This is a genomic window from Nonomuraea sp. NPDC005983, assembly GCF_040614375.1.
GTDB lineage: Bacteria > Actinomycetota > Actinomycetes > Streptosporangiales > Streptosporangiaceae > Nonomuraea.
In genome coordinates, this window is record NZ_JBEXUP010000272.1 from 1 (window position 1) to 3,771 (window position 3,771).

Consider the following 3,771-nt stretch of genomic DNA (forward strand, 5'->3'; position numbering starts at 1 on the left):
CCTTGACGTACTCCAGGGCGCGGCGCATCAGCACCGCGTCGGACACGCACTTGCCGTCGTCGGAGAAGACCCGGACCCCGGCGGCGGAGTCGGCCCCAGCGGCCCCTGGGAGACGTTCGGGACGGTCGGCTGCCTCGGCGCTCGTTGGAGGGGCGATGCGCTCGGGAGTCTGGAGGCAGTCGGAAGGTGCCAAGCGCCTCGGACGCTGGCAGCGCACACCAAGCCGCGGACGGGGCGTGACATGGAGTCTCGCCGACTTCACGCCCGCCGCGATCCTGGGTCGCGCCGGGGCCGGTCGCACGGGCCTCCTGGGTCGCGCCAGGGCGGGCCGCGCAGGCATCCTGGGTCGCGCGGGATCAGGCCGCGCAGGGGGCTGGGGTCGTACCGGGATAGGTCGTGCCCGGACGGGGCGTTTTGGTGCAGGGCGTCTCGGGAGCTGGGAGCGGTCGGCGACGGGAAGGCGGCGCCGGATCATGGTGGTGACGGTCGCCGTCGCCGGGATCACCGCGTTCGACCTCTACACCGCGATCCGCGCCTCGAAGACCAGGCACGGCAAGGGCCCGATGAGGGTACGCGCCACGATCACGATCAACCGGCCACGCGAGGAGGTCTACCGCTACTGGCGCGACTTCGAGAAGCTGCCTCAGTTCATGACGCACCTGGAGTCGGTCAGGAGTCTCGGCGAGCGCCGCTCCCAGTGGAGGGCGAGGGGCCCGATGGGCGGCGTCCAGTGGGAGGCGGAGATCATCGAGGACCGCGTCGGCGAGCTGATCACCTGGGGTTCCATCCGCGGCGCCGACGTTTCGACCAACGGCTCGGTGCGCTTCACGAACGCGCTGGGCGGGCACGGCACGGTGGTCCAGGTCGATCTGACGTACGGGACACCTGGCCGCGCGCTCAGCGCCGTGATCGCCAGGCTGCTCGGCGAGCACCCCGAGCAGCAGATACGCGATGACCTGCGCCGGTTCAAGCAGGTCATGGAGACGGGCGAGGTGGTCCGCTCCGAGGCCAGCCCGGAGGGCGCGTACACGCCGCGCCTGGCCGCGCAGCGTCCGGCCCAGCCCGTCGGGTCGGGGGGACGGTCGTGAGGGCCAACTGCTGGATGGGCCGCGACACCCTGGAGGTGCTGGAGGTCCCGGACCCGCGCATCCTGAACTCCCGCGACGCGATCGTCCGCGTCACCTCGACCGCGATCTGCGGGTCCGACCTGCCCCTGGTCGGCGGGCACGTCCCCACGGTGAAGAAGGGGGACATCCTCGGCCACGAGTTCATGGGCGAGGTCGTGGAGGTCGGCCCCGGGGTGTCGAACCTGAGCGTCGGCGACCGGGTGGTCGTGCCGTTCCCGATCGCGTGCGGCGCCTGTTTCGCCTGCCAGGAGGGCCTGTACTCGGTGTGCGAGAACTCCAACCCCAACGCGGGGATGGCGGAGAAGTTCATGGGGCACTCCCCTGCGGGCGTCTTCGGTTACTCGCACATGCTGGGCGGTTACGCCGGAGGCCAGGCGGAGTACGCGCGGGTGCCGTTCGCCGACGTGGGGCCGATCAAGATCGAGGATGATCTGCCGGACGAGAAGGTGCTCTTCCTGTCCGACATCCTGCCGACCGGCTACATGGGCGCGGAGATGTGCGACATCAAGCCGGGTCAGACGGTCGCGGTGTGGGGTGCGGGGCCGGTCGGCCAGTTCGCCGTGGCCAGCGCCTACATGCTCGGCGCGGAACGGGTCATCTGCATCGACCGGTTCCAGTACCGGCTGAACCACGCGCAGCGCGCGGGCGCGCAGACGCTCAACTACGAGGAGGTGGACGTCCTCGACGCACTGCGCGACATGACCGGCGGACACGGGCCCGACGCCTGCATCGACGCCGTCGGCATGGAGGGCCACCATCCCATTCCCGCCGTGTACGCGTACGACCGGGTCAAGCAGGCCATCCGGTCGGAGACCGAGCGTGCGTACGCGCTGCGCGAGGCCATCCTGTCCTGCCGGAACGGCGGGGTGGTGTCGGTCATCGGGGTGTACACCGGGATGCTCGACAAGTTCCCGATGGGTTCGCTGATGAACCGCTCGCTCACACTCAGGACCGGTCAGTGCCACGTGCAGCGGTACATGAAGCCGTTGCTGGAGCGGATCCGCAGGGGCGACATCGACCCCAGCTTCGTCATCTCGCACCGGATGCCGCTGCGGGAGGCTCCGCACGGGTTCGAGCTGTTCAAGAACAAGCAGGACGAGTGCAACAAGGTCGTCCTGACGCCGTAACAGGTGTGACGGTCCGTCCGGCTCCGACCCGCCGGACGCGACCGTCCCCAGGCCGTCAAGCCGGGCCGGGGCCCTCGAGTCGAGGTTTCGGTCGGTCCAGGCGGCCAGGGTGGCAGGAGGGGACCGCGCCGGTCGGCCGTGTGGTGGGACGGGGAGAAGGACGCCTTCATGCGATCACCCGGTCCGCCGGGGGTTCGAGGCGGTCGGCGATGCGACGGAGCATCCCCGCGGCGCGACTCCGGGCAGGGACGAGACGTCGTTCCCGTGCGGGGTGGGTTCTGCGGAACTCCTCCGCCTCGGCGATCAGCTCGGCGTGGCGCATGAGGGCGTACTCATCAAGCATGCGAACCTCCAGGGTCCTCGGGATAGGCGTGCACGAAGCGTGGTCGAGACGACGGCAGCAGGGCGTCGGCTGGACGTTGACGGGATGGCGCGAGCTCGTCGCCGACGGCGTCCCAGCCCAGATCCGTCGATCGGGTTGTCCGGATGTGGGCTCATCCGGACATGAAAAAACCCTCTCGCCGAGGTTGGTGGAAGCTTCCACGCCTATGGCCGAGAGGGCACCGGCTGAAATTATCCCACGTCTTCGGCGGGGATGCCGCATCAGCGGGCCGAGCGAGAACGCCTGGCCGATTGAGCTCACCCGGTTGAGCGGAAGCCCTGGCCGGTTCCGGGCGAGAGCGCTCGTCCGATCGGGTGGGAGGGCCGGCCGTTCGGGCTCCGCCCTGGAGGTTCCGGCTGAGGAGGGGGCTGTGGGGCCCGCGTCGGGCCGGCTTGGGAGCGCTTTGCCGGTCGGGCTCCGTCCCAGAGGTTCCGGTTGGGGAGAGGCTGTGGGCCCCGGGCTGGGCTGGCGTGGGCCGCGCCCGGGGCGGTGGGCTCTGTCCGGCCGGGGGGCGCCATTCCCGTCGGCCAGGCCGAGGCCCGCGGCCCTTTTCTTTCAGGGCCGTCGTCCGAGTGGCAGGATTCGAACCTGCGATACTCCTGCTCCCAAGGCAGGCGGGCTGTCCTGACTGCCCCACACCCGGTCTGTCAACAAAGAAGCCGCCTCGGGCTGCTGCCCGGAGCGGCTTTCCCGGTGAATCCTTTCGGTGTCACCCGGAAGCCTGTCTGCGCACGCCCGCGAGCTCCGTACGGCACGGTTCTGGCAATACGCTCACGGGTCGGCGCCTTTCTTGTTGTGCTGGACCTTGTCGTGCTGGACGCTGTCCACCGTAACCGCGTGATCTCCAAAACCGCCACACATTTTCAGCACCAGTAAAGATCAGGAAATATCGGAAATTCCGCTACCGAGGTGGCCGGAGGCGTCATTCCTGTTGAGGCTCGTACCATTCTTCGGCGCGCCGGTCATCACGCTCTGCGTGCTGGGACATCGATGGGTCCGCGATGATGGGGCAGGTGACTGACGAACACCGAGGCGGCGGGTCACGGCGCCGCGTGCTGGCCGGGGCCCTGGCGGGGGCGGCGGTGCTGGCGGCGCTGGGCGTCGCCGCGCTGAACCGCGGCGACGACGCGCCGGC

The 3,771-nt window shown here is 69.9% G+C and carries 4 protein-coding genes and 1 tRNA gene; 2 read left to right on the forward strand and 3 right to left on the reverse strand.

What is annotated here, in order from left to right:
• Positions 1–193, reverse strand: a 193-nt coding sequence (locus ABZ297_RS46430) for a hypothetical protein (protein ID WP_355360922.1), incomplete at its 3' end; no start/stop codon positions are given.
• Between the two features lie 280 nt (positions 194–473).
• Here ABZ297_RS46430 and ABZ297_RS46435 point away from each other — a divergent pair.
• Positions 474–1,088 carry an SRPBCC family protein gene (locus tag ABZ297_RS46435; protein WP_355360913.1) on the forward strand — a complete coding sequence of 205 codons (615 nt, stop codon included), beginning with the start codon at positions 474–476 and terminating at the stop codon, positions 1,086–1,088.
• Positions 1,085–2,254, forward strand: a complete 1,170-nt coding sequence (locus ABZ297_RS46440) for a zinc-dependent alcohol dehydrogenase (protein WP_355360916.1) — start codon at positions 1,085–1,087, stop codon at positions 2,252–2,254. Before ABZ297_RS46435 ends, ABZ297_RS46440 begins: the two co-directional genes overlap by 4 nt.
• Positions 2,255–2,420: 166 nt before the next feature.
• On the opposite strand, the gene ABZ297_RS46445 is transcribed toward ABZ297_RS46440, so the two are convergent.
• Positions 2,421–2,597, reverse strand: coding sequence for a hypothetical protein (locus ABZ297_RS46445; protein WP_355360919.1), 177 nt, complete (start codon positions 2,595–2,597; stop codon positions 2,421–2,423).
• A gap of 606 nt (positions 2,598–3,203) precedes the next feature.
• Positions 3,204–3,279: transfer RNA gene (locus ABZ297_RS46450), tRNA-Pro, on the reverse strand.
• Positions 3,280–3,771: the final 492 nt, after the last annotated feature.